Origin of the sequence: Actinomadura sp. NPDC047616 (genome assembly GCF_040642915.1) — a bacterium.
Taxonomy (GTDB): Bacteria; Actinomycetota; Actinomycetes; order Streptosporangiales; family Streptosporangiaceae; genus Spirillospora; species Spirillospora miaoliensis.
The window spans coordinates 21,008-46,834 of the sequence record NZ_JBEYTB010000003.1; the positions used below are offsets into that span (position 1 = coordinate 21,008).

General features: G+C 74.1%; 27 protein-coding genes and 2 tRNA genes. 9 read left to right on the forward strand and 20 right to left on the reverse strand.

The window, feature by feature from the left end:
- The first annotated feature begins 10 nt into the window (after positions 1-10).
- Positions 11-166, forward strand: a complete 156-nt coding sequence (locus ABZ801_RS07695; RefSeq protein WP_360694220.1) for a hypothetical protein — start codon at positions 11-13, stop codon at positions 164-166.
- Between the two features lie 130 nt (positions 167-296).
- Here ABZ801_RS07695 and ABZ801_RS07700 read toward each other — a convergent pair.
- Positions 297-370, reverse strand: a tRNA-Ile gene (locus ABZ801_RS07700).
- A 168-nt stretch (positions 371-538) separates the two neighbouring features.
- Here ABZ801_RS07700 and ABZ801_RS07705 point away from each other — a divergent pair.
- The 3 genes from ABZ801_RS07705 (at position 539) to ABZ801_RS07715 (ending at position 3,484) form a co-directional block, all read left to right on the forward strand.
- On the forward strand, positions 539-1,213 hold the full coding sequence (locus ABZ801_RS07705) for an LppX_LprAFG lipoprotein (RefSeq protein ID WP_360694223.1): 675 nt from the start codon (positions 539-541) through the stop codon (positions 1,211-1,213).
- Positions 1,210-2,751, forward strand: a complete 1,542-nt coding sequence (locus tag ABZ801_RS07710) for an MFS transporter (RefSeq protein WP_360694226.1) — start codon at positions 1,210-1,212, stop codon at positions 2,749-2,751. The genes ABZ801_RS07705 and ABZ801_RS07710 overlap by 4 nt, the downstream gene beginning before the upstream one ends.
- A 115-nt stretch (positions 2,752-2,866) precedes the next feature.
- Positions 2,867-3,484 carry a hypothetical protein gene (locus ABZ801_RS07715; RefSeq protein ID WP_360694229.1) on the forward strand — a complete coding sequence of 206 codons (618 nt, stop codon included), beginning with the start codon at positions 2,867-2,869 and terminating at the stop codon, positions 3,482-3,484.
- 35 nt (positions 3,485-3,519) lie between these two features.
- On the opposite strand, the gene ABZ801_RS07720 is transcribed toward ABZ801_RS07715, so the two are convergent.
- Genes ABZ801_RS07720 through ABZ801_RS07730 form a run of 3 tightly spaced genes read right to left on the reverse strand, consistent with a single transcriptional unit; the run spans position 3,520 to position 6,499 of the window.
- Entirely contained in the window at positions 3,520-4,368 is an 849-nt protein-coding gene (locus tag ABZ801_RS07720; RefSeq protein ID WP_360694231.1) for an ABC transporter ATP-binding protein, read from the reverse strand.
- The gene (locus ABZ801_RS07725) at positions 4,365-5,417 is read right to left on the reverse strand and encodes an iron chelate uptake ABC transporter family permease subunit (RefSeq protein ID WP_360694234.1); all 1,053 of its coding nucleotides are present in this window, start codon (positions 5,415-5,417) and stop codon (positions 4,365-4,367) included. Before ABZ801_RS07725 ends, ABZ801_RS07720 begins: the two co-directional genes overlap by 4 nt.
- Positions 5,414-6,499 (reverse strand): iron chelate uptake ABC transporter family permease subunit, encoded by a 1,086-nt coding sequence (locus tag ABZ801_RS07730; protein WP_360694237.1) that lies wholly within the window; start codon positions 6,497-6,499, stop codon positions 5,414-5,416. Before ABZ801_RS07730 ends, ABZ801_RS07725 begins: the two co-directional genes overlap by 4 nt.
- A 72-nt stretch (positions 6,500-6,571) precedes the next feature.
- Between ABZ801_RS07730 and ABZ801_RS07735 the strand changes: the two genes are divergently transcribed.
- The gene (locus ABZ801_RS07735) at positions 6,572-7,603 is read left to right on the forward strand and encodes an ABC transporter substrate-binding protein (RefSeq protein WP_360694240.1); all 1,032 of its coding nucleotides are present in this window, start codon (positions 6,572-6,574) and stop codon (positions 7,601-7,603) included.
- On the opposite strand, the gene ABZ801_RS07740 is transcribed toward ABZ801_RS07735, so the two are convergent.
- The 9 genes from ABZ801_RS07740 to ABZ801_RS07780 all read right to left on the reverse strand — a co-directional run bounded on the left by ABZ801_RS07740 (position 7,596) and on the right by ABZ801_RS07780 (position 17,185).
- Positions 7,596-8,345 carry a DUF72 domain-containing protein gene (locus ABZ801_RS07740; protein ID WP_344944569.1) on the reverse strand — a complete coding sequence of 250 codons (750 nt, stop codon included), beginning with the start codon at positions 8,343-8,345 and terminating at the stop codon, positions 7,596-7,598. The genes ABZ801_RS07735 and ABZ801_RS07740 overlap by 8 nt on opposite strands.
- 133 nt (positions 8,346-8,478) lie before the next feature.
- The gene (locus tag ABZ801_RS07745) at positions 8,479-9,462 is read right to left on the reverse strand and encodes a CapA family protein (RefSeq protein WP_360694243.1); all 984 of its coding nucleotides are present in this window, start codon (positions 9,460-9,462) and stop codon (positions 8,479-8,481) included.
- A 230-nt stretch (positions 9,463-9,692) separates the two neighbouring features.
- Complete coding sequence (locus ABZ801_RS07750; RefSeq protein ID WP_344944575.1) at positions 9,693-11,303, reverse strand: cation acetate symporter; 1,611 nt, start codon at positions 11,301-11,303, stop codon at positions 9,693-9,695.
- Positions 11,300-11,683, reverse strand: coding sequence for a DUF485 domain-containing protein (locus ABZ801_RS07755; RefSeq protein ID WP_360694246.1), 384 nt, complete (start codon positions 11,681-11,683; stop codon positions 11,300-11,302). The genes ABZ801_RS07750 and ABZ801_RS07755 overlap by 4 nt, the downstream gene beginning before the upstream one ends.
- A gap of 236 nt (positions 11,684-11,919) precedes the next feature.
- Positions 11,920-13,650, reverse strand: a complete 1,731-nt coding sequence (locus ABZ801_RS07760) for a cation acetate symporter (protein WP_344944581.1) — start codon at positions 13,648-13,650, stop codon at positions 11,920-11,922.
- On the reverse strand, positions 13,650-14,123 hold the full coding sequence (locus tag ABZ801_RS07765) for a hypothetical protein (protein WP_360694250.1): 474 nt from the start codon (positions 14,121-14,123) through the stop codon (positions 13,650-13,652). Before ABZ801_RS07765 ends, ABZ801_RS07760 begins: the two co-directional genes overlap by 1 nt.
- The gene (locus ABZ801_RS07770; protein ID WP_360694253.1) at positions 14,120-14,917 is read right to left on the reverse strand and encodes a LytTR family DNA-binding domain-containing protein; all 798 of its coding nucleotides are present in this window, start codon (positions 14,915-14,917) and stop codon (positions 14,120-14,122) included. Before ABZ801_RS07770 ends, ABZ801_RS07765 begins: the two co-directional genes overlap by 4 nt.
- Before the next feature lie 53 nt (positions 14,918-14,970).
- Positions 14,971-16,221, reverse strand: coding sequence for a histidine kinase (locus ABZ801_RS07775; protein ID WP_360694256.1), 1,251 nt, complete (start codon positions 16,219-16,221; stop codon positions 14,971-14,973).
- 19 nt (positions 16,222-16,240) lie between these two features.
- Entirely contained in the window at positions 16,241-17,185 is a 945-nt protein-coding gene (locus tag ABZ801_RS07780; protein ID WP_360694259.1) for a 2OG-Fe(II) oxygenase family protein, read from the reverse strand.
- A 229-nt stretch (positions 17,186-17,414) separates the two neighbouring features.
- Here ABZ801_RS07780 and ABZ801_RS07785 point away from each other — a divergent pair, with 229 nt between their 5' ends.
- Positions 17,415-18,245 (forward strand): metallophosphoesterase, encoded by an 831-nt coding sequence (locus tag ABZ801_RS07785; RefSeq protein WP_344944596.1) that lies wholly within the window; start codon positions 17,415-17,417, stop codon positions 18,243-18,245.
- Here the strand turns inward: ABZ801_RS07785 and ABZ801_RS07790 are convergent.
- Entirely contained in the window at positions 18,242-18,511 is a 270-nt protein-coding gene (locus tag ABZ801_RS07790) for a DUF1876 domain-containing protein (RefSeq protein WP_344944598.1), read from the reverse strand. The genes ABZ801_RS07785 and ABZ801_RS07790 overlap by 4 nt on opposite strands.
- A 192-nt stretch (positions 18,512-18,703) precedes the next feature.
- Here ABZ801_RS07790 and ABZ801_RS07795 point away from each other — a divergent pair, with 192 nt between their 5' ends.
- On the forward strand, positions 18,704-19,078 hold the full coding sequence (locus tag ABZ801_RS07795; RefSeq protein ID WP_344944645.1) for a helix-turn-helix transcriptional regulator: 375 nt from the start codon (positions 18,704-18,706) through the stop codon (positions 19,076-19,078).
- Positions 19,079-19,087: 9 nt separating this feature from the next.
- Complete coding sequence (locus ABZ801_RS07800; RefSeq protein ID WP_360694264.1) at positions 19,088-19,504, forward strand: VOC family protein; 417 nt, start codon at positions 19,088-19,090, stop codon at positions 19,502-19,504.
- 415 nt (positions 19,505-19,919) lie between these two features.
- Here the strand turns inward: ABZ801_RS07800 and ABZ801_RS07805 are convergent.
- Positions 19,920-19,992 (reverse strand) — tRNA-Asn (locus tag ABZ801_RS07805).
- A 148-nt stretch (positions 19,993-20,140) separates the two neighbouring features.
- Between ABZ801_RS07805 and ABZ801_RS07810 the strand changes: the two genes are divergently transcribed.
- Positions 20,141-20,440, forward strand: coding sequence for a YtxH domain-containing protein (locus ABZ801_RS07810; RefSeq protein WP_344944602.1), 300 nt, complete (start codon positions 20,141-20,143; stop codon positions 20,438-20,440).
- Positions 20,441-20,454: 14 nt separating this feature from the next.
- Here the strand turns inward: ABZ801_RS07810 and ABZ801_RS07815 are convergent, their stop codons facing one another.
- The 5 genes from ABZ801_RS07815 to ABZ801_RS07835 form a co-directional block, all read right to left on the reverse strand.
- Complete coding sequence (locus tag ABZ801_RS07815) at positions 20,455-20,970, reverse strand: hypothetical protein (protein ID WP_360694267.1); 516 nt, start codon at positions 20,968-20,970, stop codon at positions 20,455-20,457.
- Positions 20,971-20,995: 25 nt separating this feature from the next.
- Positions 20,996-22,321: a hypothetical protein gene (locus ABZ801_RS07820; RefSeq protein ID WP_344944608.1), complete on the reverse strand. Its 1,326-nt coding sequence runs from the start codon at positions 22,319-22,321 to the stop codon at positions 20,996-20,998.
- 161 nt (positions 22,322-22,482) lie between these two features.
- Positions 22,483-23,328 (reverse strand): HAD family hydrolase, encoded by an 846-nt coding sequence (locus ABZ801_RS07825; protein WP_360694270.1) that lies wholly within the window; start codon positions 23,326-23,328, stop codon positions 22,483-22,485.
- On the reverse strand, positions 23,325-24,473 hold the full coding sequence (locus ABZ801_RS07830; protein WP_360694273.1) for a cysteine protease StiP family protein: 1,149 nt from the start codon (positions 24,471-24,473) through the stop codon (positions 23,325-23,327). Before ABZ801_RS07830 ends, ABZ801_RS07825 begins: the two co-directional genes overlap by 4 nt.
- Positions 24,470-25,774, reverse strand: a complete 1,305-nt coding sequence (locus tag ABZ801_RS07835) for a phosphoribosyltransferase family protein (protein WP_360694276.1) — start codon at positions 25,772-25,774, stop codon at positions 24,470-24,472. The genes ABZ801_RS07830 and ABZ801_RS07835 overlap by 4 nt, the downstream gene beginning before the upstream one ends.
- Positions 25,775-25,827 lie beyond the last annotated feature (53 nt).

Below are 25,827 nucleotides of genomic sequence, written 5' to 3' on the forward strand. Positions count from 1 at the left end.
GCACGCATGCGTGTCCACGTGGCTGAACGGAGGCGTCCCGCCCACGCAGGTGGCCGAGTGGGCAGGACACAGTGTCGACGTGCTGCTGAGGATCTACGCCAAGTGCATCGAGGGCCAGTACCAGGCCGCACGGCGCCGGATCGAGGACGCCCTGGACGCCTCCTGAGAAGTTCGGCACGTATTCGGCACGATCACCCGTAGTCCACCGGACACAGTCGTAGATCATCGGACCGCACGACAACGGCCCTTGACCGGGAAGTGCCTGGTCAAGGGCCGTTTCGTGGTGTTGATCTCGGTGGGGCGGGCGGGACTCGAACCCGCGACCAAAGGATTATGAGTCCCCTGCTCTGACCGGCTGAGCTACCGCCCCGGGGTGTCCTCCGTGAAGTGCCGACTACGGAGGGGCTTGCCGCGGCAATGATAGCGGCGGGGGGTTGCGGGGGGCCACCGGGAAAGGCCGGGGTCCACCTTGAGGGGGGCATGATGTCATACCTCGTACCGAGTGACGGGGGTGGTGACCGGTCGGTAGGGTCCGCCTATGTTGAAGCGCGGAGTCATCGCTCTGGGGGTCGTGCTGGTCGCGGGGACGGCCTGCTCGGGCGGGGACGGCGGAGGCGACGAGGGTGCGAAGCAGCCGCCGCCGCAGGACACGTTGCGGCAGGCTTCGCAGGCCATGCGGGATCTGCGGAGCGTGGCGTTCAGCGTGGCGACCGAGGGGAACCCGGGAGTGCCTCTCAAGGCCGGCGACATGCGGTTGCTGCGCGGCGGGGACGCCGAGGGGACGATCAACCTGGAGCAGTCCGGGCAGGCGGTCGAGATGAAGATCGTCGCGGTGGGCGAGACGTTCTACGTCAAGGGCGTGACGGGCGGGTGGCGGCGGTTCCCCAAGCAGCTGGCCGCGGCGATGTACGACCCGTCGGCCGTGCTGGACCCGGACCGGGGCATCGCCAAGCTGCTGACGTCGGTGGCGCAGCCGCAGGCGGAGAAGACCGAGAAGGTGGACGGCAAGGACGCCTACAAGGTGCGGGGCACGCTGCCCAAGGACGTCATCGCCGGGCTCATCCCCGGGCTGAACGGGGACGTCAAGGGCCATGTGTGGGTGGGCACCGCCGACCACCGGCTGCTGAAGGTCAGGGGTGACGTCAACGACGGCACGGTCACGGTCAGGTTCACCGAGTTCGACGCGCCGTACAAGATCAGCGCCCCGGCATGACCCGGCGCCGCATCGCGATCGGGGTCGGCGGCGCGGTGGTGCTGCTGGCCGCGCTGGACGCCTACGTCGTCACCACGATCCTGGTGACGGTCGTCGGGGACCTGGGGATCCCGATCAACCGGCTGGAGCGGGTGACGCCGGTCGTCACCGGGTTCCTGCTGGGGTACGTGGCGGGGATGCCGCTGCTGGGGCGGCTGTCGGACCGGTTCGGGCGGCGGCCGGTCATCCAGCTGTGCCTGGTCGCGTTCGCGGCGGGGTCGGCGGTCACGGCGTGCGCCGAGGGCACGCAGTGGGCCGACGGGATCATCACGCTGACGGCCGGGCGGCTGGTGCAGGGCCTGGCGGGCGGCGCGCTGCTGCCGGTGACGATGGCGCTGGCGGCCGACCTGTGGGAGGAGCGCAGGCGCCCGGTGGTGCTGGGCGTGGTGGGCTCGGCGCAGGAGCTGGGCAGCGCGGTGGGGCCGCTGTACGGGGCGGCGCTGGCGGCCGCGCTCGACTGGCGCGCGATCTTCTGGATCAACATCCCGCTGACCGCGGCGGCCATGGTGGCGGTGCACTTCTGCGTGCCGGCCGGGCGGCCGCGCGAGCGGCCGGGCATCGACGTCGTGGGCGGGGTGCTGCTGGCGGCGGGGCTGGCGTTGGTCGTGGTGGGCGTCTACAACCCCGAGCCGGAGGAGTCGGCGCTGCCGCCGTGGGGGCTGCCCGTGCTCGCCGCGGGGGTCGCGGTCACGGCGGCGTTCGTGCTGTGGGAGACGCGGTCGCGGACCCGGCTGCTCGATCTGGAGGGGACGCGGCGCGGCCCGCTGTTCGCCACGCTCGGGGTGAGCCTGCTGTCGGGCGCCGCGCTGATGGTGACGCTGGTGGACGTGCAGCTCGTGGCGCAGACGCTGCTGGGCGAGGACACGATGGGCGGCGCGCTGATCCTGGCGCGGTTCCTGGTGGCGCTGCTGGTCGCGGCGTTCCTGGGCGGGCTGGCGGCCTGGCGGTTCGGTGAGCGGCCGCCGCTGGTGGCGGGGATGGCGATCGCGGCCCTGGGGTACGCGCTGATCGCGACGTGGCCCGAGGGGCTGCGGGACGCGGCGTACGGGCCGCTGCCGCGCATGGACGTCGATCTGGTCGTGACCGGCGCCGGCCTGGGGCTGGTGATCGCGCCGGTGTCGTCGGCGGTGCTGCGGACGGTCCCGGCGGCCCGGTACGGCATCGCGTCGGCGGCCGTGGTGGTGGCGCGCATGATGGGCATGCTGCTGGGGATCGCGGCGCTGTCGGCCTGGGGGTTCCACCGGTTCCACTCGCTGACCGCCGACCTGCAGACGCCGCTGCCGTTCCTGATGTCGCGGCAGGAGTTCGCGCGGCGGCTCGCCGAGTACCAGGAGGCGGTGCGGGACGCGCTGCGCACCGAGTACCAGGAGATCTTCTGGATCACCGCCGTGCTGTGCCTGGTGGGCGCGGTGCTGGCGCTGGCGGTGCGGGACGGGGGCCGGGTGTCCGGCGGGGCCGGGGAGGCCGTGGCCGAGACGGTGCCCGGGACGCGTTCGTGAAAAGCCGGGAAAACACCGCCTCGGGGTCGTGCCGATCATCCTGCACCGGAATATCCTGAGAAAAGATGGCTAAAAGCCTCTTGCCGGGAGTGGTCGCCCCGGGGAGGTGACGACGATGCGCAGGTCCGGCGTGGGCGGCGCGGCGCCGCCGATGCGGCGGCTCCGCCGGCGGCTCGGCATGGAACGCAACGAGCTGCGCCGGCGCGTCGACCGTGTCGAGCGCGCGATCGCGCTGGCGCTGCTGATCCTGCTGCTCGCCGCCGCGCCCCCGGTCGCCGCGTGGTGCGGCGGCCTGACCTACGACGCGGGGCTGCGGGCCGAGCGGCATGAGCACGCGCAGCGGCAGGAGGTCTGGGCGACGGTGGTCGCCACCGGCGGCATCGGGTCGGCCGGCGACCGGTACGTCCACGAGACGGTGCAGGCCACGTGGCCGCGGCCCGCCGACGGCAGGACGCGCACCGGCACGCTGCCGAGCTGGAAGGGCGCCGCGGTCGGCGAGCGCAAGCAGATCTGGGTGGACCGCGAGGGCAGGCTGACCGTGCGGCCGCGGCCGCACAGCCGGACGGTCACCGACGCGGTGTACGCGGGCGGCGCGGCGGCGCTGGGCGTCGGCGCCCCGGTGTTGCTGGCCTACGTGGTCGTCCGCCGCCGCTGCGACCGGCACCGCGACCGGATGTGGGACGCCGCCTGGGCACGCATGGACACCGACGCGGGCCACAACCGCCCCTCCTGAGCGCCCCTGCACCGCCGCCACTGCGCCGCGCGGCCTCAGACGCGGACGCGGTGACGCGCGGCCGGGACGACCAGCGGCGTGCCGCTCTCCGGGTCGTCGATCACTCGGCAGGGCAGGCGGAACACCTCCTCGACGAGTTCGGCCGTGACCACGTCGCCGGGGGCGCCCTCGGCGACGATCCGCCCGCCGCGCATGGCGATCAGGTGGGTGGCGTAGCGGGCGGCGTGGTTGAGGTCGTGCAGGACGGCGACGACGGTGCGTCCCTCGTCGTGCAGGCGGGCGCACAGGTCCAGCACCTCGATCTGGTGGGCGATGTCAAGGTAGGTGGTGGGCTCGTCCAGCAGCAGCAGCGGGGTCTGCTGGGCCAGCACCATGGCGATCCACACGCGCTGGCGCTGCCCGCCCGACAGCTCGTCGACCGGACGGTCGGCCAGGTCGGCCACGCCGGTGGCGGCCATGGACTCGGCGATGACCCGTTCGTCCTCCTTCGACCACTGCCGCAGGAGGCTCTGGTGCGGGTAGCGGCCGCGCGCCACCAGGTCGGCGACGGTGATGCCGTCGGGGGCGACGGACGACTGCGGAAGCAGCCCGAGGGTGCGGGCCAAGCGTTTGGCGGGCCAGTCGGTGATGCTCCGCCCGTCCAGGACGACGGTGCCGGCAGCGGGCTTGAGAATGCGCGCCAGCGCCCGCAGCAGCGTCGACTTGCCGCACGCGTTCGGCCCCACGATCACGGTGAACGACCGGTCGGGCACCGCGACGCTCAGCCCCTCGGCGATCGTGCGCCGCTCGTAGGCCAGCGTCAGCTCCATCCCCCGCAACCGCGCCCCGGCGTCGTCGCGGGACGACGGGGCCCTGTCGTCTCCGGGCAGGTCAGCAGTGCTCATATACGTCCGTTTCTGCGTTCGGTCACCAGCAGCCATACGAGGTAGGCGCCGCCCAGGAGCCCGGTCACCACGCCCACGGGCAGCTGGTGGCCGGGGAAGGTGCGTTGTCCCGCGAAGTCGGCGGTCACCAGCAGCGCCGCGCCCATGCACAGCGACGGCAGCAGGTTGGGGCCGGGGGTGCGGGTCAGGCGCCGCGCCAGCTGCGGCGCGGTGAGCGCGACGAACGACACCGGCCCGGCCGCGGCGGCGGCGAACGCGGCCAGCAGCACCGCCGTGGCCAGCAGCAGCGTCCGGACGCGGGGGACCGGCACGCCCAGGCCGTGCGCGGCGTCGTCGCCGAGTTCCAGCATGCGCAGCTGGCGGCCGCAGCCGACCACCACCAGCGGCACCAGCACCGCCAGCGCGACCAGCAGCGGCGCGGCGTCGGCCCAGTCGCGGCCGTCCAGGCTGCCGGTCAGCCACAGCACGGCACGGGCGGCGTCGGTGATCTGCGCCCGGGTGAGCAGGTAGCCGTTGACGCCGGTGAGCATGGCGGCCACGCCGATGCCGACGAGCACCAGCCGCTGGCCGTGCGCGCCGTGCCGTCCGGCCAGCAGGTAGATCGCCACGCCGGTGACCACGCCGCCGGCGACCGCGCCGCCCGCCACCGCGACGCCGGACCCGCCGGTCACCGCGATCATGACGAGCACGCCGGCGGACGCGCCCTGGGTGAAGCCGAGGATGTCGGGGCTGCCCAGCGGGTTGCGCACCAGCGACTGGAAGATCGCGCCGGCCAGGCCGAGGGCAGCGCCGACGGCCAGCGCGGTCGCGGCGCGCGGCAGGCGCAGCTCGCGGACGATGAACGTCTCGGCGGGGCCGCCGCCGCCGAGCAGCGTGCGCACCACCTCGGCGGGGCCCATGGGGTAGTCGCCGCTGCCGATGGCCAGCACGCCGACCGCCAGCGCGACCAGCAGGCATGCCGCCGCGACGACGAGCGCGCGGGTCCGGAACCGCAGGGACAGCCCGCCGCCCGTGCCCGTCCGGACGACGCCGTACCGCGCCACGCTCATGAGTTCACCGCCCGGCGGCGGCGGATGAAGTGCAGGAACACCGGCCCTCCCAACACGGCGGTGACGATGCCGACCTGAACCTCGGAGGGCCGTGCCAGGACGCGTCCCAGCACGTCGGCGCCGAGCATGATGGCGGGCGACAGCACGGCGCAGTACGGCAGCAGCCAGCGCAGGTCGGGGCCGGTCAGGGCGCGCACCAGGTGCGGCACCATGAGGCCGACGAACACGATCGGCCCGCACGCCGCCGTGGCCGCCCCGCACAGCAGGGTCACGGTGACGATCCCCACGGCGCGGGTGCGGCCCGGGGACGTGCCCAGCGCGCGCGCCGCGTCGTCGCCCATGGTGAGGGCGTTCAGGGGGCGCGCCAGTGCGAGCGCCAGCACCAGCCCGAGGGCGATGAACGGCGCGACGCGCACGACGGTGTCGCCTTGTGCCGCGGCCAGTGACCCGACCGTCCAGAACCGCATGCGGTCGAGCGACACGGTGTCGAGCAGCTGCACGGCGTTGACGTAGGAGTAGAGCGCGGCGTTGAGGGCGGCCCCGGCGAGGGCGAGCCGGGCCGGGGTGGCGTGGCGTCCGCCGCCCACCGCGTACAGCACGACGGCCACCGCGCCGGCCCCCGCCAACGCGAACCACACGAAGCCCAGGAACGACACGATCCCGAGGAAGGAGATGGCCGACACCACCGCCGCGGCCGCGCCCGCGCTGATGCCCAGCAGTCCCGGGTCGGCGATCGGGTTGCGGGTGAGCGACTGCATGACGGCCCCGGCCAGGCCCAGCGCCATGCCCACCAGCAGCCCGAGCAGCGTGCGCGGCAGCCGCATCTGGTGGACGACCGGGTAGCCGGACGACGCCTCGTCGACGAGCCCGCGCCACACCTCACCGGGCGACAGCGGTTTGGCGCCGACGGCCAGGCTCAGCAGCACGAGGACGAGCAGTACGCCCGCGGCCGCCGCCAGCCCGGCGGCGCGCGTCATCCGGCGTCCGGCGGCGGGCGCCCGGGCCTCGGGGACGGGCGGGGAGGTGGTCAGGGACAACTCGGTGCTCCGGCGGGGAGGGGGACGGCGCCCGGCTCTGGACAAGATATTAGGTTAGGTTAACCTAAGCCACAATTCGGACATGGGTCCCTCCAGTAACGGAAAGAACGATGCGCGATGTCTGACACAGCCCGTCTGCCCCTGCTCACCCGCCGTACCGCGCTCGGCGCGGGCGGCGCGGCCGCCCTCGGCGCGCTGCTGGCCGCCTGCGGGGGCGGCGACTCGTCCGCGGACCGCTCCGGATCGGGCTCGGGCGCCTGGACGTTCACCGACGACCGAGGCACCAAGGTCTCGCTGAAGTCCCGGCCGCGGCGGGTGGTCGCCTACATCGGCTCCGCCGCCGCCCTGCACGACTTCGGCGTCACCGACCAGATCGTGGGCGTGTACGGGCCGACCAGGCTCAAGGACGGGCGTCCCGACCCGCAGGCGGGCCGGGTCCCGGTCGACAAGGTGACGATCATCGGCAACGCCTACGGCGAGTTCAACCTGGAGAAGTACGCCGCGCTGCGGCCCGAACTGCTGATCGACAACATGTTCGTGCCCGGCAAGCTGTTCTACGTGCCCGCCGAGAGCAAGGAGAAGATCTTCGCGCTGGCGCCCAGCATCGCCGTGTCCACCGGCTCCGCCGCGCTGCCCAAGCCGATCGAGCGCTTCGCCCAGCTGGCCGCCGCGCTCGGCGCCGACACCAGGAGCGCGCAGGTCGCCCAGGCCAAGGCCCGGTTCGACAAGGCGGCCCAGGCGGTGCGCGACGCGGTGGCCGCCAACAAGGGCATCAAGGTGCTGGCCGCCTCCGCCAGCCCCGACCTGTTCTACGCCTCCAACCCCGGCAAGAACAGCGACCTGATGTACTTCCGCGAGCTCGGCGTCGACGTCATCGTTCCCGACAAGATCGACAAGGACGGCTACTTCGAGGGCCTGAGCTGGGAGAACGCCGACAAGTACCGGGCCGACGTGATCATGCTGGACAGCCGTACGCAGGCCCTGCAGCCCAAGGACCTCGGTTCCAGGCCGTCCTGGAAGGACCTGCCCGCCGTCAAGGCGAACCAGGTCATCGGCTGGCAGCCCGAACCGGTCTTCTCCTACACCGGCTGCGCGCCGATCCTGGAGACGCTCGCGCAGACCCTCAAGGCCGCCAAAAAGATCACCTGACCGCGTCCGAAACCCGGGCCCGCCGCGCCAGCTCGGTGAAGCGCAGGGCGTTGCGGACGGCCGCCCCGCCGGGGTCGTTGTTGAAGTAGACGTAGACGTCGGCGCCGGGCTCCCAGGCGCCGCCGACGCGCCGGATCCAGGACGTGAGGGCCTGGTCGCCGTAAGCGGGCCACGGCACGGCCGCCCCCTGGTGCAGCCGCACGTATCCCCAGTCGGCCGTGCGCCACAGCGGGGTGACGGGGCGGCTGAGGACGTCCGCCCAGCACAGGGCCGCGCCGTGCCGTTCCAGCACGGCGCGGATCTCGTCGGTCCACCAGCTCGGGTGCCGCGGCTCGACGGCGACGCGCACCCCGGCCGGGAAGCGGGCCAGGCACGCGGCGAGCCGGTCGGCGTCGGCGTGCAGGGTCGGGGGGAGCTGCAGCAGGATCGGGCCGAGCTTGCCGCCGAGCCCCTGCGCCGCCTCCATGAGGCGGGCGACGGGCTCGGCGGGCTCCTGCAGCCGTTTGATGTGGGTGAGGAACCGGCTGGCCTTCACCGCCATGACGAACCCGTCGGGCGTGCGGGCGGCCCAGTTCTCGAACGTCTCCCGCTTGGGCAGCCGGTAGAACGCGGCGTTGCTCTCCACCGTCTCGAAGCATTCGGCGTACCGCTCCAGCCACAGCCGCTGCGGCACGCCCTGCGGGTACAGCACTCCGCGCCAGTGCGCGTACTGCCAGCCCGAACAGCCCACAAGCATCGCCATCGCGCTCCTCCTCACATCCGGTGGACGCGGCCCTCGACGCCCCGCTCTCCGGACGGCGGCCCCTCGCCGGCGTCGATGGCGCCGATGCGGGGCGGCTTCGCCGCCCCCGCTCCCAGCAGCGTCAGCTCCATGATCAGCCCATGCGCACCACGAGCCGGCCGCCGTCCTCGGCGACCGGGGTGCCGAACTCGCGGCACGCCTCGGTGAACCGGCCGCCGATCCACCTGCGGTCGGCGCCCGCGGCCAGCCGCGTGCGCGCGAAGTGCAGCCGCAGCGGCACCGCCTCCAGCCGCACGGGCGTCAGCCTCGCCCGCTCGCCGCGGCGTTCCAGCGTCACCAGGAACAGCAGCCCCAGGTCGTTGCGCAGCAGCCGGTCGACCACGTAGTCGTCGATGAAGTCGCCGAGGTCGAACAGCACCCGGCCCGCGACGCCCTGGAAGACGTGCGCGGACGTCCCGGCGACCAGGGTGGCGCCCGCCCCGGCCAGCGCGTCGGCCGCGCGCCGCACGTACCGCAGCGGCTCGGGCAGCATGTTCGGCCCCCAGTGCGGCATCACCAGCACAGCGTCGGCCTCCTCGCGCAGCGCGCGGACCGTGTCGACCAGCCGGCCCGGCGTCCCGGCGGCCAGGTCGGCGTACGCCACGCCGGGGCGGTGCGGCCCCGCCGCGAAGTCGGCCGGGTGGTCGGTGACGCCGATGACGGCGATCCGCGCGTCCCGGGCCTCCAGGAACACCGGGGCGCGGGCGTGCGCCTCGTCCTCGCCGGCACCGACCGCGGCGATGCCCGCCGCGGCCAGGTGCTCGCGGGTGTCGGCGAGCGCGTCGGCGCCGAAGTCCAGTGCGTGGTTGTTGGCGAGGTTGACGCAGTCGACGCCGAGATAGGTCAGCGACTCCACGGCGATCGGGGGCGCGCGGAAGTGGAACGCCTTGCCGGGCGCGGGCCACGGTCGTCCGCGCGCGGACACGCAGCACTCCAGGTTCAGCACCGCCAGGTCCGCCTCGGCGAACGCCTCGCGCACCCCGTCGGAGAACAGCGCGTGCGGACCGGTCTCGGCGAGACGCTCCGCCACACCACGGCCGAGCATCGTGTCCCCGGCCAGCGCCACCGTGACCGCCATGCAGGTCCTCTACCCACCGGCGCCGGGTCAATCGTCCCCGCGCGAACGCCGGCCCCGCGCACGCCCCGGCCCCGCACGTGCCCTGCCCCGCGCATGGCCCGGCCCCGTCCTTGGGGGCGGTAAGGACGGGGCCGGGACCTGTCTCCGGGGCGGCGGGGCGGGGCGGGGCCGGTGCTCGGGCGGGGGGGGGAGCCGGCCCCTGCGTCCCCGGAGTTCGGAGGGGCGGACGCTCAGTGGTGTACGGCGCCTTCCGCGCCCGCCCCGGTCAGTGAACGCACCTCGATCTCGGCGTACTTGGCGTTGTTGTACTCCTTGCTCAGCACCGTGCCGAGCCAGCCGCACAGGAACCCGAACGGGATGGACACGATCCCCGGGTTCTCCAGCGGGAACCAGGCGAAGTCGGCGCCGGTGAACAGCGCGGTCTCCTTGCCGGACACCACCGGCGAGAACGTCACCAGGAACACCGCCGAGCCGAGCCCGCCGTAGATCGCCGCGACCGCGCCGGAGGTGTTGAACCGCTTCCAGAACAGGCTGTAGAGGATGGCGGGCAGGTTGCCGGACGCGGCGACCGCGAACGCCAGCGCCACCAGGAACGCCACGTTCAGCCGCTGCGCGTAGATGCCGAGCACGATCGACACCGCGCCGATGACCAGGGCGGCGATGCGGGCGACCCGCACCTCCTCGCGCTCGGTGGCCTTGCCCCGCTTGAACACGTGGGCGTACAGGTCGTGGGCGAAGGACGACGAGGACGCCAGCGTCAGCCCGGCCACCACCGCCAGGATCGTCGCGAACGCCACCGCCGCGATGACCGCCAGCAGGATCGTGCCGCCCGCGTCGCCGAACACCCGGTTGCCGATCTCCTGGGCCAGCTGGGGCGCGGCGGTGTTGCCCGCCGGGTTCTCCTTGCGGATGGCGTCGCTGCCCACCAGCGCGGCGGCGCCGAAGCCCAGCACCAGCGTCAGCAGGTAGAACACGCCGATGAGGCCGATGCCCCACAGCACCGACTTGCGGGCGTCGCGGGAGGTCGGGACGGTGTAGAAGCGGATGAGGATGTGCGGCAGGCCCGCGGTGCCCAGCACCAGCGCCAGGCCCAGGCTGATGAGGTCGAGCTTGCCGGTCAGGCCGGACGCCTCGGTGGCGTAGCGCAGGCCGGGCTCCAGGAACGCCTCGCCCTTGCCGCTCTGGTCGGCGGCGTCGCGCAGCAGCGTCGACAGGTTGAACCCGAACTTGCCCAGCACCAGCAGGGTGACCAGGGTGGCGCCGCCCATCAGCAGCACGGCCTTGACGATCTGCACCCAGGTGGTGCCCTTCATGCCGCCGACCGTCACGTAGATGATCATCAGCGCGCCGACCAGCACGATCGTGGCGTTCTTGGCGAAGTCGCTGGTGAACCCGAACAGCAGCGCCACCAGCGCGCCCGCGCCCACCATCTGCGCCAGCAGGTAGAAGATCGACACCGCGATCGTGGACACGCCCGCCGCGGTGCGCACCGGCCGCGGGCTCATCCGGAACGCCAGCACGTCGGCCATGGTGAACCGGCCCGAGTTGCGCAGCAGCTCGGCCACCAGCAGCAGCGCCACCAGCCAGGCCACCAGGAACCCGATCGAGTACAGGAACCCGTCGTACCCGTACAGCGCGATCAGGCCGGCGATGCCGAGGAACGAGGCGGCCGACATGTAGTCGCCGCCGATGGCCAGGCCGTTCTGGACGCCGGAGAACGAGCGTCCGCCCGCGTAGTAGTCGGTGGCGTCCTTGGTGTTGCGGCTGGCCCAGACGGTGATCGCCAGCGTCCCGGCGACGAACGTCAGGAACAGGATGACGGCGAGGGTCTCGTGGCTCATCGGTTCTCCTTCCCCGCGTCGCCGTCGGCGGCCGTGGCGGCGGCGCCGGCGTCGCCGTCGCCCTCCACCTCGGCGCGCAGCCGGTCGGCCAGCGGGTCGAGCTTGCGCTCGGCGTGCCGGGAGTACTGCCAGGCGATCAGGAACGTCGACACGAACTGCAGCAGGCCGAAGATCAGCGCGATGTTGATGAACCCGACGACCTTGGTGCCCATGAAGTCGCGCGCCCAGCCCGACAGCACCACGTACAGCAGGTACCAGGCGAGGAACGCGGCGGTCGCCGGGAAGGCGAACGCGCGGAACCGGCGCCGCAGCTCCTGGAAGTCCGGGCCCTGCTGGACGCGTTCGTAGACCGTGGAAGTGGGATGGTGCTCTACGGCCACTGATCCTCCTCGGCTGTGACGTCGGTCACGTCACGCTAGAGGTCGTCCGGCGATCGGACGAGACGGTGCGCGCCACCGTGCGGTCAGCTGCCGCTCGTGCGCGACGACCCGTCCGTCCTCGTCGGTGAACGGTCGATTTGGCGCGACGAACGGCATCCCGGACGCGCCACCCGCCGAGCGCTTGTTCGCCCGCCTCCTCCGGTCATGTCCGTTCGGACGCCCGGGAGCGCGGGCCCTCAGACGCGCTTGGGCCGCCAGGTGCCGCGGTCGACGTTCAGCGACTCGGGGGTGTGCAGGCGCACCATCATGCGCGCCACGCCCGGCGGGACGCCCCGCGGCGTGGCCAGCGACACCCCGATCATGACGGCGAACGCGATCGGCACCGTCCAGGCGGCGGGCTGCGACAGCAGCGCGCCCGCCAGCCCCTCCGGCGCGCCCCCGGCGACCGTGACGACCACCGCCGTGCCCGCCAGCACTCCCCCGGTGACCAGCCCGGCCAGCGCGCCCGCCACCGTCAGCCGCCGCCACCAGATGCCCAGCACCAGCAGCGGGCAGAACGTGGACGCCGCGACCGCGAACGCCAGCCCCACCACGTCCGCCACCGCCAGCGAGCGCGCCGCGACCGACAGCGCCAGCGGCACGGCCAGCGCCAGCAGCGTCGCCGCCCGGAACGAGCGCACGCCGCCGCGCAGGATGTCCTGCCCGAGCACCCCGGCCACCGACACCGTCAGCCCGGACGAGGTCGACAGGAACGCCGCCACCGCCCCGCCGGTCACCAGCGCGCCCAGCAGGTCGCCCGCCGGCCCGCCGAACACCCGTCCGGGCAGCGTCAGCACCACCGCGTCGGTACGGCCGGTCATGAGCAGCTCGGGCGTGTAGAGGCGGCCCAGCGCCCCGTACACCCCGGGCAGCAGGTAGAACGCGCCGAGCAGCGACAGCACCATGACGGTGGTGCGGCGCGCCGTCCGCCCGTCGGGGTTGGTGTAGAAGCGCACCAGCACGTGCGGCAGGCCCATCGTGCCGAGGAACGTGGCCAGGATCAGCGAGTACGTCGCGTACAGCGAGTGCTCGCGGCCGTCCAGCGGCATCGCCCACTGCCGGTCGGTGCGCGCGGGGATGTCCTCCACGTGCGGCACCACGGCGCCGCGCGGGAACGTCAGCGTGGTGTCGCGGCCGACCGCGTGCGGCCCCGGCGTCAGCGTCACCGCGGCGCCGTCGTGGGACCGGCCGTCCACCCGCCCGGTGGCCGTCACCGTCACCGGCGCGGCCACCTCGACGGTGACGGCGGCGCCGACGGTCACGGTGGTGCGCTCGGGAAAACGCGGGGCGGCGTCGCGGTCCAGGCCGGGCGCGCCGTCGAACCGCCACGCCAGCAGCAGGAACACCAGCGGCACGGCCAGCGCGGTCAGCTTCAGCCAGTACTGGAACGCCTGGACGAGCGTGATGCTGCGCATGCCGCCCGCCAGCACGTTCACCGCGACGACAACGGTGATCAGCAGCGGGCCCGCCCACACCGGCGCGCCCGCCACCGTCCGCAGCACCAGCCCGGCGCTCTGGAACTGCGGCATCATGTACAGCCAGCCGATCAGCACCACCAGCACGCTGGTGACGCGGCGCACCGCCATCGACTCCAGCCGCGCCTCGGCGAAGTCGGGCAGGGTGTAGGCGCCCGAGCGGCGCAGCGGCGCCGACACCAGCACCAGCAGCACCAGGTAGCCGCCGGTCCAGCCGACCGGCAGCCACAGCATGTCGGCGCCGAACGCCAGGATCAGCCCCGCCACGCCCAGGAACGAGGCCGCCGACAGGTACTCCCCGCCGATCGCCGAGGCGTTGCGCAGCGGCGTCACCGTGCGGGACGCCACGTAGAAGTCGGAGGTGGTGCGGGAGATGCGCAGGCCGAGCGTGCCGATGAGCACGGTGGCCGCGACCACCACCGCGATCCCGGCCAGGCCGTAGGCGGGATTCATCACGGCTTCCGGTCGGCCCAGGGGTTGTCGACCAGGTCGGCGAAGTCGCGCTCGTTGCGTTCGGCCTGCCGGACGTACCACCAGCCGCACGCCACGAACCACGGGTAGACCAGACCGCCCAGCAGCACCCACGCCAGCGGCAGGCCCGCCACCCGCTGGTCGCGCAGCTCCGGGAACAGCGCGAACAGCGCGGGGAGCCCGCCGACCACGACCGCCAGCACCGTGCACAGCCGCACCGCGAGCCGCAGCTGCGCCTGCACCAGCGAGCGCATGTACGCCTCGCCGAGCCCGGTCTGCTCGTCGATCTCGCGCGTCACCGGATGCCGCAGCCGCCGCGAGGCCCGGGCGCGCGGCCCGGTCACCCGCGTCCGCCCGGGCGCGGGCGCGTCGCCCCCCGCCTCGCCCGCGGGCCGGGGAGGCGTCGTCTCGCGCTCGTCGGTCCGGGCCGCGCCGCGCCCGTCCGGCTCGGTCATGTGGGCCGCCGGGCGTTGCGGACGAGCAGGTCGCGCAGCTCGCGCACGTGCCGGCGGCTCACCGGCAGCTCGGTGCCGCCGACCAGGATCGTGCAGCGGCCCGAGTCCAGCCGCAGTTCCTCGATGCCCGCCAGCGCCACCAGGTGGCTGCGGTGCACGCGCACGAACCCCGCGTCCCGCCACCGCTCCTCCAGCGCCGCCAGCGGGATGCGCACCAGGTGGCTGCCGTTCGGGGTGTGCAGGCGCGCGTAGTCTCCCTGCGCCTCCACGTACAGCACCTCGGCGGGCGCGACGAACCTGGTCACCCCCGCCAGCTCCACCGGCATCGGCTCCGGCTCGGGACGCGGCGCGTGCCCCTCGCCGCCCGCGGGCGCCCCCGGGCCGCCGGACCCGCTCGCACCGGCCGGGCCGCCGCTCTGCGAGACGCGGCGGATCGCCTCGGCGAGCCGCTCCGGCCGCACCGGCTTGAGGATGTAGTCGGTCGCCTTGATCTCGAACGCGTCGACCGCGTGCTCCTCGAACGCGGTGACGAACACGATGTGCGGGGCGCGGGCGAACTGCGCCAGCACCCGCCCCAGCACCGTGCCGTCCAGCCCGGGCATGCGGATGTCGAGGAAGACCGCGTCGACCGGACGCCCCTCGGCCAGCGCCCTGTCGAGGCAGCGCAGCGCGCCCGCCCCGTCCCGGGCGGTGTGCACGGTGCCGATGCGCGGGTCGGCCCGAAGCAGATGAACCAGATCGTCCAGGGCGGGCGCCTCGTCGTCCACCGCCAGGACGCGCAGGCCGCCCGGCACTCAGCCTCCCCGGTGTCGCACGTCACATCTCGGCGATATCGTAGAACGCCCTGTCAACCCGCTTCGGCGGGCTTCGGCCGGGTCTGTCCCTGCCAGGGGGCCGTGACGCCCGGCGCGTACTTGGGCACCCGCACCGTGACCTTCGTCCCGGCGCCGATGCCGGTGTCGACCTCCAGGCCGTAGCCGTCCCCGTACACCTGGCGGAGCCGCGCGTCGACGTTGGCCAGCCCGATGCCCGCCGCGTCCGGCGCCTCCCCGTCCACGGCGCCCGTCCCGCGTTCCCCGGCCAGGACGCGGCGCAGCCAGGCGGGGTCCATGCCGACGCCGTCGTCCTCCACGCTGATCACGCAGTCCGACCCGGCGTCCTCGGCCACGATCGTGATCCGTCCCGGCCCGGACCGGTCCTGCAGGCCGTGCCGGACGGCGTTCTCCACCAGCGGCTGCAGGCACAGGAACGGCACCGCCACCGGCAGTACCTCCTGCGCGATCCGCAGCGTCACCCGCAGGTCGTCGCCGAACCTGGCGCGCTGCAGCAGCAGGTACCGGTCGATCGAGCGCAGCTCCTCGGCCAGCGTGGTGAAGTCGCCGTGCCGCCGGAAGGAGTAGCGGGTGAAGTCGGCGAACTCCAGCAGCAGCTCGCGGGCCCGCTCGGGGTCGCTGCGCACGAACGCGGCGATCGTGGTCAGCGAGTTGTAGATGAAGTGCGGGGAGATCTGCGCCCGCAGCGCCCGCATCTCCGCCTCCATCAGCAGCGTCCGCGACCGGTCCAGCTCGGCCAGCTCCAGCTGGGCGTCCACCCACCGCGCCACCTCCTCGGCGGCGCGGATCAGCCCGGCGGGCACCTCCTCCCCGTAGACGGCCAGCGTGCCCACCACCCGGTCGTCGGTGGTCAGCGGCACCACCGCCGCGCGCCGCACCGGGCAGTCCAGGCGGCCGCAGTCCACGCCGTCCGGGCCCAGCACCCGCACCCGCCCGCCGTCCAGGGTGCCGGACGCGTGGTCGAGCGCCTGCTCGGCGTGGTGCTCGCCCGCCCCGTCCCAGGCCAGCACCCGCTCCCCGTCGGTGATCGCCAGCGCGGCCGAGCCGAGCAGGGCGCGCAGATGCCGCGCCGCCTTCTGCGCGCCCTGCCCGGTCAGGCCCGCGCGCAGCTCGGGGGCCGCGCGCGAGGCGGTGTGCAGGGTCTCGAACGTGGCGCGCTGCGCCGGGCCGCCCAGGTCGCCGCGGCGTCCCCGGGCCCGCCACCACAGCAGCACCGGCGCCCAGGTGAGCGTGAGAGCCGCGACCACCGCGATGACGACGTCCATGGCGCAACGCTAGCCCGGGTCACGGCACCGACGCGGCGTCGCGCAGCCGTCCGAGCACCTCCAGGCGGCCGTCCTCGCGGATCCGCCGCGTCGCCTCCCGCTCGGGGTAGGAGCGCATGAACGTCTTGGTCAGGTGCGTGCCGTAGTGCAGGCGGCCACCGCCCTTGAGGGGGCGCAGCTCGGCCTCGAAGCTGGGCTCGTGGAAGTAGGTCAGCGCGTACCGGTCCCGCTCCGCCGACGCGACCCGGTGCCACGTGGACGGCAGCACGCCCCCGGTGAGGAACCCCATGACCTCGCCGGGGAACACGGCCAGCGTGTACGGCTCGGGCCGCACGAACGACCACGCCTCGGCGCGCCCGTCCATGGGCCGCCGCACGTACAGCCCGCCCGTCTCGTCCAGCGCCGCCATCACCAGCAGGCCGTGCACCGGATGGGCGGCCGGGCCGCCCTCGGCGCGGGCGGGCAGGCGCAGCGCCCGCATGTGGTGCCAGCCGTCGGCGGTCAGCCGGGTCAGCTCGTCGGCGCACGGCAGGCCGAGACCCAGCGCGGCCAGCCGCAGCAGCCGGTCGCCGATGCCGCCGAGCTCGTCCATGAACGCCCGCATGGCCAGCCGGTACTCCAGGTCGGGCCACGGCACCGGGCCGTGGCAGGGCCAGCGCTCGCGCACCCGGACGTCGCCCTCCGGCACGTCCTTGCAGACGGTGAACACCTCGGCGCCGTCGTCCCCCGAGGTGACGTAGCCGCTGTAGCTGAGCGGGCTGACGTGCCGCGCCTTGTACTCCAGCGGCATGGAGAAGAACCGCCGCGCCGCCGTGATCGCGGTGACGGTCCGCTGGGCCTGGACGGGGTCGACGGCGACCTGGACGACCCCGTCGCGCCGCCATGCGCCGATCAGGTCGTGGCCGAGCCGCACGTCGGACGGCTTGCCGCCGACCGACGCCGGTAGCAGGAACGTGGTGAGCATCTCGGGATCCTCTCTCGGGGCGGGGCCTGGGCGGGGTGCCCCCGAATCGCCCGTCCCGCATGCCATCTAGGCCGACCCGCCGCGCCGCGTCATCCGGTTCGGCGGGCGGATGCGGCCAGCGGACCCGCCCGGTCGGCCAGTGGCCGCGCGCCGTCCGCCCAGCGGCCCGATCCGTACGGCCAGCGGGCGGGACTTGATCGGCGCGCCGCGACCCCGTGAGATGGAATCCATGACCGGCAGACTGCTCGCCATCAGCGACGTGCACGTGGGGCATCCGGAGAACCGCGAACTGGTCGACGGCCTGCGTCCCGGGTCCCCCGACGACTGGCTGATCGTCGCGGGCGACGTCGCCGACCGCTTCGCCGACGTGCGCTGGGCCCTGGCCACCCTCCGCGACCGCTTCGCCAAGGTCATCTGGTGCCCCGGCAACCACGAGCTGTGGACGCCGCCGGGCGACCCCGTCGGGCTGCGCGGCGAGGAGCGCTACCACGCCCTCGTCGACATGTGCCGCGAGCTCGACGTGACCACCCCCGAGGACCCCTACCCCCTCTGGCGGGGCGAGGGCGGTCCGGTGATCGTCGCGCCGCTGTTCCTGCTGTACGACTACACCTTCCGCCCGGAGGGCACGTCCACCAAACTGCAGGCCCTCAAGGCGGCCTACGAGGCGGGGGTCGTCTGCACCGACGAGAAGCTGCTGCACCCGGACCCGTACCCCACCCTGGACGCCTGGTGCCACGCCCGCCTGGCCGCGACCGAGAGGCGGCTGACCGGCCTGGACCACCCCACCGTCCTGATCAACCACTGGCCGCTGACCCGCCACCCCACCCGCGTCCTGTGGTACCCCGAGTTCGCCCTGTGGTGCGGCACCGAGCGCACGGCCGACTGGCACGTCCGGTTCCGTGCCGCCGCCGTCGTCTACGGCCACCTGCACATCCCCCGGACGATGTGGCACGACGGCGTGCGGTTCGAGGAGGTCTCGGTCGGCTACCCCCGGGAATGGCGGCCGCGCGGCACGGGCACCCCCGGCACCCGCCAGATCCTCCCCGAACCCGCCGCCTAGGTGGTGGGATACGCGGGGCCCGCCATCCGGGCTATGTCCTCGCCGGCCACCCCGCGCAGCCGGTCCGCCAGATCGGTCAGCGCCCGGCTGGCGGCCAGCTCGTCCCCGATCTCGGGCACCGGCCGGTCGATCGGGTTGCGCCGCGCCTGCCCGTACCCCGTCACGGTGACGCTGCCCCCCGCGTTCAACACGGCCCGAGCCCGCGTCTCGGTGTCGTCGTCGCTCTCCCCGATGAAGATGTCGACGTTCCAGTGCTTGGCCTTCATCACGCCCCCCGCACACAGACCGCCCCGCCGCCGCGGAACGCCACCCTTCTCAACTCGCATACCCACCCCGACCAGCCCAAAGCCGCCCACCACCCCCAAACAAGCCCGATCCCGAGCACGGCACCCAGGCCGTGCCATGCTGGTCAGGTGACGCTCGAAGACCTGGTCCGGCTCCGCCGGGCCCGCGACCTGATGGACCGCGACTACGCCGAGCCCCTCGACGTCCCGGCGCTGGCCCGGGCGGCCCACATGTCGCCCGGCCACTTCTCGCGCAGCTTCCGCGCCGCCTTCGGCGAAACGCCGTACAGCTACCTGATGACGCGCCGGATCGAGCGGGCCAAGGCGCTGCTGCGGCGCGGCGACATGTCGGTGACGGAGGTCTGCTTCGCGGTCGGGTGCACGTCGCTGGGGTCGTTCAGCACGCGGTTCACCGAGCTGGTGGGCGAGAGCCCGAGCGCGTACCGGGCCCGCGCCCACGACCAGGGCGCGGCCATTCCGGCGTGCGTCGCGAAGATCTTCACGCGGCCGATCAGGAACGGAGAAGCGGGACGGGCCGCCCGCCCGTAGCGTGAACGCATGGACATCAAGCTGTCACAGTGCTTCATCGCCGTGGACGACCACGACAAGGCGCTCGCCTTCTACCGGGACGTGCTCGGTTTCGAGGTCCGCAACGACGTCGGTTTCGAGGGGATGCGCTGGGTGACCGTCGGCTCGCCGTCGCAGCCCGACGTGGAGATCGTGCTGGAGCCGCCCATCGCCAACCCCAACGCCTCGCCGAGCGACAAGCAGGCCATGGCCGAGCTGCTGGCCAAGGGCATGCTGCGCGGTGTGATCTTCTCGACCGACGACTGCGACGCCACGTTCGACCACATCCAGGCCTCAGGCGCCGAGGTCCTGCAGGAGCCGATCGACCAGCCGTACGGCGTCCGCGACTGCGCCTTCCGCGACCCCGCCGGCAACATGCTCCGCTTCGTACAACACCGCAACACCTGACCCCACCGCCACACCCAAACCAACGCGGCCCGTGCCTCCCCCACCGAGGCACGCCACCGCTCCCCCCGCACCCATTCCCCGGAAGATCAACGAACCCCAGCAAAGCCGCAACAAGCAAAAAACCCGGTGGAGCCGCAGGGAGAAGATCAGCCGGGCGTGGCGAGCGTTCCACGCGAGCCGCAGCCGGGGCGCTCCGGGAGCCGCTCACCCGGAAGACTGACGGGCCCGGGCGAAGTTGCGGCGAAGCCGCGACGAGTAAGGGGATCCTGCGGTGGAGCCGCAGGGGGGATCAGCCACACGCGGCGAGCGTTCTACGCGAGCCGCAGCGGGGGTTCCGGGGGTCGCCCCCCGGGAGATACGAAGGGAGCACCCCAAACGAAAGTGCAGCGAAGCCGCACTGAGTAGGGTGCCCCAGCTCCCGCGACTGGACTCGAACCAGTAACCTGCCGGTTAACAGCCGGACGCTCTGCCGATTGAGCTACGCGGGATCGTCCTGCCTTCCAGGGGGCTCCCCTGGTCGGCGCGTCTAGGTTAGCGCATTCGGGGACCTGTTCGCGCAGGCATATCCGGTGGGGAGACTGGGGCGGCCGTGGGCGGGTATGTCGTGCCACACGATCCTCTACACCGGGGGTGGGCATGAAGTACCGAGCGACCTTCATCGCGGGTGCCGCGGTCGGCTACGTCCTGGGCACCAGGGCTGGGCGCGAGCGGTACGAGCAGATCAAGCGGATGTCGCGGCGGCTGATGGAGAACCCGACCGTGCAGGAGACGGCGGGGGTGCTGCGGGCGCGCGGCGAGGAGCTGGCCGGGGCGGCCAAGGGCAAGGCCGGGGAGCTGGCCGGGGCCGCGCAGAAGCGGATTCCGGGGCAGCATCACGGCGCCGAGACGCCGGTGGAGTACCGCGATCCGCGGCAGGAGACGTCGGCGTCGCAGTGACGGCGCCGGGGGCGTCACAGGCCCGTCTGGCGGCGCAGGTCCTCCAGGATCTGCTCGGCCTGGGCGCGCAGGCCCGGGTCGGAGGGGTCGAGTCCGGCCTCGAAGACCATGGACCAGCGCACGTCGCCGCCGCCGGGCGGGCGCCGTCCGGCGATGCGGACGGATCCGCCGCCGGGCAGCCGGGCGTGTCGGCTGACCACGATGGTGGCGGTGACGCGTTCGCGGACGGTCTCGGGCACCGATCCGGGGTCGGGCAGCCGGACGCGGTACTCGGGGCCGCCGCCGGTGGTGTGGACGTGGAGGTGGCCGTCCTGCCAGGACGCCTGGTCGATGCGCTCCCACGGCAGCCGGTGGAAGCCGCCGGAGGCGGTCGGCAGGTGCAGGGCCGCGGACGTGGCGACGACGTACGAGCCGCCCCGGGTGGCCGCTGAGGCGAGGGGCCGTTCGCCGCGTTCCAGGGCGAGGGCGTCGCGGATCTCGGCGGGGAGGCGGCCCGGGCGGAGGGCGGCGGCCGTGCGGCGTAGGCGCATGATCCCACGGTAGGCGATCAGCGGCTCAGGCGGCGCGGGGTGCGCGGCGGGCGCCCAGGAGGTCCAGGACGAGGGCGGCCGACCAGCTGCAGTCGTGGCTGCCGCGGCCGGTGCCGTCGAACGGGTCGAAGTACTCGCGGAAGCCCGACTGGCGCACCAGCCGCATGGTGGCGCCGTAGAGCAGGTCGGCGACGACCGTGAGGCCGTGGCCGAGGGCGCCGTGCCACAGCAGCCAGTTGGTGTTGATCCAGGTGGGGCCGCGCCAGTAGCCGCCGCGGTCGAAGGAGGGCGCCTGGATGTCGCAGGTCGGCACGGGGTACCCGGCGGCCCCGGCGAAACGGGCCGACAGCAGCAGGTCGACCAGGTCGCGGACGACGGGGCCGGGCAGGTCGGGGTCGAGCAGGGGGCCGAACGAGGCGACGGTGACGGCGGGCAGCAGCCGGCCGCCGCGCAGGTCGCGGGCGCGGAAGCAGCCGGTGTCGCCGTCCCACAGGCGGTCGAGCAGGGCGTGGTGGACGCGCTGGGCGGTCTCGCGGTGCGGCACCGGGTCCCCGCCGATGATCTCGGCCATCTCGGCGAGGGCGTGGGTGGAGGCCAGGTAGGTGGCGTTGACGAGGGGGTCCTCGACGGCGAAGGGATGGGTGTCGCGCAGGTACTCGTCGCAGTATCCGGCGCCGCGCAGCAGGGTGACGAGCCGTACGTAGCGGTCGTAGTCCTCGCCGGTGGGCAGGGTGCGGGGGACGTGCTCGGGCGCGTACGCGACGGGCGGCAGTTGCAGGGCGCCGAGGGGCCCGTCCCAGGCGGGGCTGTTGTCCAGGCCCGATTCCCAGGGGTGGCAGATGGCGACGAGCCCTCCGGCCCCCAGGTCGCGGCAGCGGGCCAGATAGCGGTGCTGGGCGACGAGCATCGGGTAGAGGCGGGCGAGGAAGGCGCGGCTGCGGTCGGCGTCGGCGGGGCCCGCGCACTCGTGCAGGCGCAGGGCGGCCAGGGCGTGCAGCGGGGGGTGTGTGAGGCCGGACGTGGGGACGTCCCGGGGCGCGGCGTCCTGCAGGTCGCTGCGCCACAGGTCGGGCCCGGGGAAGTAGGCGTGCCGGGGCATCCGGGTGTTGAAGACGATGTGCGGCAGCAGCCCCGTAGCCCACTGGCCGCGGAACAACGACAGGAGTTCGCGTTCGGCGCGGTCGCGGCGGTGCCTGGCCAGGCCCATGCTGACGAACGCCGAGTCCCAGGCCCACTGGTGCGGGTACAGGGCGGGTGACGGGATGGTGCCCGTCCCCGTCCAGTTGGCGTCCAGCACCCGGGCCGCCGCCTTCCACAGCGTCGTCTCGTCGCCGGTCAACCGGGTGCCCATGAGCTAAGCGTGACCTCCCGATCGCGTTCTGGCCACCCGCGAAGGGGCCGCCGCGCCTCAACGCATCGAGGGATACCGCGATTGTGAACCTCCAACGCCGTCACGGCGACCCCCGGACGGATGAAGTTTGCCCCCATTCCGGCGGAGTGCACGGTGAACGATCACAAGGTGCGCCAGGGAGCGGATGGCCGGGGCGGCGGGGCGGCCGTGGCGCGGGCCAGGAGCCAGGTGGCGATCTCCTCGCCCGCGGCGATGCCCTGGGCGGCGGTCACGGTGGTGTGGGGGGCCGTCCAGCCGGTGTCGTGGAGTTCGCCGTGGGCGGGGCGGATCGCGGCGTCGGCGGCGTCCAGCAGTTCGGTGTCCAGGAGGGAGTCGCCGGCGGCCAGCATCGTCCCGGCGCCGACGCGGCGGGCGACCTCGGCGGCCGCGGCGGCCTTGGTGAGCGGCTCGGGCAGGCAGTAGATCTTGCGGCCCTGCAGGGACGTGCGCCAGCCGCGTCCGGCGCACCAGCCGGTGAGGTCGTCGAACCAGCCGGGCGGCAGGGCGGCCCGGTCCACCACCAGGTAGGCGAACAGGTCGGAGGCGACGCGCCGTTTCAGCACGAACTCGCCGGCGGTGGCGGCGAGGTGGGCGCGGATCTCCGCCAGCGGGGCGCGTCCGTCGGCGACGCGGGCCCGTACGGCGGCGGCCCAGTCGGCGTCGTCCACGCCGTCCACGAGGATGTGGCCGCCGTTGGCGCAGATCGCGTACGCGGGCGGCTTGTCCAGCAGGTGGACGCGGGCGTACTGCTCGGGCGTGCGGGTCGTCACCGGGACGAGGGCGGCCGCGTCCGCCAGCGTCTCCAGGTCGCGGGCGGCGGTCTCGGTGACGTAGGACAGCGGGGCGCCCTGGTAGAGCTCCACGCACAGCAGGCGCGGCATGTCCGCGTCGCGGCCCCGCAGGCCGAGCGCGGCCGCCGAGTAGATCAGGGTGCGGTCCAGGTCGGAGCACACCAGGACGTCGTTCACTGGGCGCGTCCCTTCGCGAAGCGGGGGTGGATGAGGCCGACGCAGGCGTACGGGAGGGCCGCCGGGTCGACCTCGGCCACGGGGACGCCGCGTTCGGCGGCCAGCAGCCGGATGTGGTCCAGCTCGGCCCCGGCGTCGGCGCGCGCCAGGACCTTCCACGGGACGCGGCGCAGCAGCACCCGCGTGGTCTCCCCCACGCCCGGCTTGACGAGGTTGAGGTCGTCGACGCCGTGCTCGGCGCCGACGCGGCGGACCGCCTCCCAGCCCGACCAGTCGGCGGCGCGGCCGGCCGCGCGGTCGGCGTCGAGCGCCTCGGGGGCGTCCTTGGCCACGCGTTCGGCGACGTCGGGGAAGCGGGCGCACACCGCGTCCAGGAACACCGCCGACACATCGTCGGCGGCGAGCTCGGCGTAGAACTTGGCGCCGTGGTAGTCGCCGGGGCCGATCAGCCGGTCGTTGAGGACGGTCCGGCTGACGAGGCCGGACACGGTGGAGTTCAGGCAGGCGGACGGGACGAGGAAGTCGTCGCGGGTGCCGTGCAGGGGCGTGCAGCGGCCGGGGTCGGCGAGCACGGCCAGGTCGGCGGGGAAGCGGACGCCGGTGGCGGCGGCGTGCCCGTCGAGCGCGGCGGTCAGCTCGCGGAGGATCGCGCCCTTGCCCGTCCAGCCGTCCACGAACATGACCCGCGCCGGGTCGTGGTGCGCGGCCAGGTGGCGCAGGGCGACGGTGTCGATGCCGCGGCCGCGGACGATGCTGATCGCGTAGTGCGGCAGGTCCAGGCCGTGCGCGAACCGCGCCCAGCGCCGCGCCAGGATCCCGACCGGGGTGCCCGCGCGGGCCAGCGACACCAGCACCGCGTCGGGGCCGCGCGCGGCCAGCACCAGCTCGGTGACCAGCCCGACGGCGTGGGCGACGCGCTCGGCCGACTCCTCCAGGGCCCGGTGGAACAGCCGCCGGTACTCGGGGCCGGGCTGGTACTCCACCGGCAGCGACTCGGCGTAGTGGGCGCGGCCCGCCTGGATCGCGGCCTCGCGTTCCTCGGTGGGGGCCTCCAGGCGGACGCCGGACAGGTCCTTCAGCAGCCAGGCCACGTCCTCGGCCGGGTAGCTGCCGAAGTCCGGGCCGTACAGCGGCGCGGGGGTCATCTGCTCTGCCTCCGATGGGCGGGGACGGTCACCAGCAGCACGTCGGCGATCTCGGCGAGGCGGCGCAGCAGCCCGGCGGCCAGGGCGGGGGTGTCGCCGGCGTCGTCGACGACCAGGACGATCGCGTCGAAGCCGCGCGCGACGTTGTAGGCGTAGCGTTCGCCGGGGCCGTCGGACGGGTCGTCGTGGGCGGGGAACACCAGCCGGGTGCGGATGGCGTATCCGGGGTCGTCGACGGCCAGCACGGGCGAGCGCGTCGTGGTCGAGTAGCGGACGCTCAGGTCGGGCCGGGCGTCGGCGAGGGCCTCGGCCAGCCGCAGCGGCGCGTACATCAGTTCCTCGAAGCCCAGCACCAGCACGCGGCGCCGCCCGGCGGGCAGGGCGCGGGACAGGCGGCCGGCCATGGCGGGCAGCTCCTTGGCGAGCCGCCGGCCGTCGTCGGGCCCGAAGCCGTGCCGCCCGCCGTCGGGCAGGTCGTCCGGCCAGCCGATGTCGACGCGCCGCACGGCGTGCGCGGCGCCTCCTGTACGGCGCGCATCGTGCGACAGCGAGGCGACGAGGCGCTGCCCCGCCGGGAGGATGCCCGCGGGCAGTTCGACGCGTCCTGCGGCCAGTGAGACGGTCTCGATGCGGGCGTCCAGGTCGGCCGCGAGCTCTCGCGTCCTCGCCCGCGCGCGGTCGTCCCGCAGGTCGACCAGCGCGGCGACGATGTAGTGCCGCCGGGGCCGTACGGCGTGCAGCGCGCGGATGGTGTTGAGCGCCGTCGTGCCGGTGGACAACTCGTCGTCGACCAGGACCACGGGTGCCTCACGGCCGAACGCGTCGGGATCCCCCGGCAGCATCAGGTGGCTGGTGGCGTGGCTGTGCTCCTCCTCGAACGCGCCGTAGGGGGTGAAGCCGGGGACGGGACGCCGCGTCGAGTGCAGGTAGTACGCGTCGCCCAGGGCGTCCGCGACCGCGTGCCCCAGGGCCGTGGCCGTTTCGGCGTATCCGAACACCACGGCCTGCACGGGCGCATGCGGCCCCTTGTGCGCGTCCCGCAACGCCGCGGCGGCCCCGTCCTGGTGGGAGAGTGCCTCCGCGAGCAGGGCGGCGCCCAACGGCTCGGGCCGCAGGCGCGCGCGCACGAGGCGGCCCAGCAGCAGCCCGGCCCCGTACACCAGTCGCGGGTCGGTGGGCACGTGCTTGCCCAGGACGGACGACACCAGCAGATGCGCGCGACGCGGATTGCGGCGTACCGCCAACCCCACCAGGTCGGCCAGCCCCACTCCGGCCGGCCGCTCCCCGTCGACGAGCCGCACGCCCAGGCGCGCAGCGACCCACTCCCCGGGCCAGACGCGCCCGGGGCCCTCGC